This window comes from Nocardiopsis salina YIM 90010 (genome assembly GCF_000341025.1).
Classification (GTDB): Bacteria; Actinomycetota; Actinomycetes; order Streptosporangiales; family Streptosporangiaceae; genus Nocardiopsis; species Nocardiopsis salina.
On the sequence record NZ_ANBF01000003.1, the window covers coordinates 1 to 3061 of the forward strand.

General features: G+C 72.2%; 2 protein-coding genes. Both read right to left on the reverse strand.

Going from position 1 to position 3061, the window contains the following annotated elements; all coding sequences use genetic code 11:
* The coding region (locus tag D474_RS0100340) for a DUF4158 domain-containing protein (protein ID WP_017611611.1) at positions 1–1388 on the reverse strand (1388 nt) is incomplete at its 3' end.
* Positions 1389–2438: 1050 nt separating this feature from the next.
* On the reverse strand, positions 2439–2987 hold the full coding sequence (locus D474_RS0100350; protein WP_017611612.1) for a TlpA family protein disulfide reductase: 549 nt from the start codon (positions 2985–2987) through the stop codon (positions 2439–2441).
* Positions 2988–3061 lie beyond the last annotated feature (74 nt).

The window sequence follows — 3061 nt, forward strand, 5'->3', positions numbered from 1 at the left end:
TCCTTGTCGAACTCACCGGCGCCTGGTCCGCTGGTGGGGAAGACGCGGCGCTGCCAGGCGGGGGTGAGGAACTTGGTGGGCACGATCGTGGGGTCGACGCGAGTGCGGCGCCGGGGCAGGCTCCGCACGAAGTCCAAGGCGTCGATCACGTCGGCGCCGGCGGGGCTCTCGCCGTGGTCGAAATCCAGGGTGCGCAGCAGCTTGGGTAGGAAGCGGCGGATGGTGGCGGCGCGCTCCATCAGTTCGGCCTGGGCGTCCTCGTCGGGCTCGCGGGCCAGGTCGCCGACGGTGGTGGCGGCGTTGTCCACGCGCGCGGTGTCCATGCAGGCCACGATCGCTCGCACGTCGCTGTCGGGGTCCTTGAAGGAGTCGACGACCTTGAGCCAGGCCTCGCGCAGCACCAGGGCGGCGGCGTCCAGGTCCTTGATGGAGCGCATACGGGCCCGGTTGGCGCGGTGGGCGGCGGTACGGATCAGATCGCCGATGAGCAGGTCGAACACCTCCACGGCCTCATCGGCCGCGGCGGGTTCCAGGGTGGCGGCGAAGGCGACCAGGGTCGCCATCTGGCGGTCGTCGGCGAGTTGGGCGACGGCTTGGGCGCGGGCGGCCTTGGCGAAGCGCGCCAGGGCCACGATCCGTCCCGGTGGAACCGAGGACAGGTCCCAGGCGGAGGCGCCCAGGGAGCGGATGGCGGCGTAGCGGTCCAGGGCTTTGACGACGCCCTTGCCGCTGATGTCGGTGGGGCTCTTGCGGTAGCGGTCCAGCTGGGAGACGCGCCCTCCTTCGGCCACGTTGACCAGGGCCTGAAGGGTTGTGCGCTGCTCGGGTGTGGGGGCGGCGGACAGGAGTTTGAACTGGCGCAGGGCCACGCGCTCGCGCACACCGGCGATGAGCCGTTCCAGGGTGGTCACGCCGGGCAGCAGGATCTTGGCCTCGACCAGGCGGTTGGTGGCCAGGTCGAACAGCACGCTGGGGCGCTCGTTGCCCGACCAGGAGCGCCGGTAGGCCCAGATGCCCAGCAACAGCCACTGGTGGGGGCCGAAGAGGGTGTAGCCGTAGCGTTCGCGGATCAGCTTCTGGTGGTCCCAGCGGCCCTTCTTCTCCCCGTACCCCTTGAGGTGATCAGCGGTCAGGCCGAGTTGTTCGGCGACGAAGTCCACGACGGCGGTGGGCACCTCGGTGGGATCGTCCAGGAACGTGCCAAGGAAACGCACGGTGGTCAGTTGCAGGGCCAGGCCGAGCTGGTTGCGCGGCCCGTAGGCGCCCATCGCCAGGCGGCGTGCGTCGGCGTCCAGGTGGAAGAAGGCGCCCAGTTGGGACTCGTCGGGGACGGTGTTGAAGCGGCCGTAGCGCTCGCGCTGGGCGGTGGTGAGGAAGTTGACCGGCATGAGGGGGTGTCTTCCGTGGAACGGGCCACCTCCGTGGGGCGGCGGGCGGACTCGGCACGGGGATTGTCCCAGGCCGGGACCTGTCTGGGTCCGATTCGGCGTGATCTGCCGGATACGGGGGCGGCGCGGGAGAGCTCGCCTTGGCCTTTCGGTGGCGGCGTCGCCGTGCTGCCGGTGACCGGGGACTACTGGTGCTGTTCGGCGTCAGAGCCGGGGTTGGTGGGTGTGCAGCAGTCCTCGGGTCCCTGTTTCCGGTGACGCAGACGCGTCACCAAGGACGAGGCCACCGCGGTGGCGACGGCAACGGCGGCCAGGACGACGACGGCGGTCTGGTGGGCCTGGACCCAGCCGGACAGCTGTGCTGCCCACCGCTCGACCCCGAGCCCGGTGCTGGACGGCCGCCCGGTGGCGGCCGGGAACCAGTAGTAGGCCAGGAAGAGGCCGCTCAGGAGCAGGACACCGCCGCTGAGGCGGCCGGTGTAGCGGGCCAGGCCGGTGATGCGGCGGNCACCGCCAACAGCATCAGCAGCACGGCCGCCCCCGCGACGTAGGCGGCCAGCACCCCCAGCAGGGCGGTGATGCTGGAAACGGCGCTGGCCTGGGCGATGACGGCCAGCAGCACCCCGAAGGTGCAGGCCATGGACGCGACCGCGTAACCAACGCCGAACAAAGCCAGACGGCCGGTCCCGGCGGGGGCGTTCCCGCTCTTTGCGGCGAGGCCGGGCAGGCGCAGCGGCACGCGGATGCCGATCAGCATCAGGGCGCCGAGCACGGCCAGCACGGTGCCGGTGGCCAGGCCCGCCCAGGGGGCGAGGGTGAGCAGGGAGCGGGCCCCCAGGCTGACCGCCCCTGCCAGGACGGCCAGGGTTCCGGCGAAGCCGACGGTGAGGGCGGCCCCGGCCTTGAGTCCGGCGGCGGGCGGGCCACCGCGGCCGGAGCGGGTGGCCACGTCCAGGTGGTAGGTCAGGTAGGCGGGCAGCAGCGCGATCCCGCACGGGTTGAGCGGTGCGATCACCCCCGCGCCGAAGGCCAGGGCCAGCAGTGCACCCATCAGGCGCCCACCTCCTCGAGCGCGGCCAGGATCTGCTCGGCCGAGGGGTCGGTCGCCCGGTAGGCGACCTGCCCGTCAGGGGTGGCGATGAGCAGGGTGCCCAGCGCGGTGACCTCGTAGGTGCTGGACAGGGCGCCGTCGGTGTCGGTGGCGGCGGGCACGTCCGCGGCCTGGACCGTGTCCAGGAGTTCGGTGATGTACTCGGCGGGCTCGTTCGGGTCGATGTCCACGGCCAGGAAATCGGCCTGCTCGGCGGCTTGGGCGTGGGCCTCGCCCAGGGCTGCGGCGCCTTGGGCGCAGCTTCCGCAGTTGACGGTGAAGAAGAACATCACGGCCGGCTTGTCGGCGGGCACGGTGACCTCCTCCCCCTCCAGGGTGGCCAGGGTGACGGGCTCGGCTTGGGCTGGGGCCGGCGAAGCAGAGGGCCCGTCGGACCCGGCCGATTCCGAGGTCGCGCAGGCGGCGGCGCCGACAAGAACAGCGGTGAGTAGCGCGATCGTGGCGGCGGCGCGGCGCGGGCCACGTGTCGTGGAGGAAAGTGTCGTCACTGGTAGGGGTCCTTGCGGTGCGGAGCGGAGGGGGGCTGGCAGCAGTCGGCGTCATCGCTTCTGCGGCGGCGGCT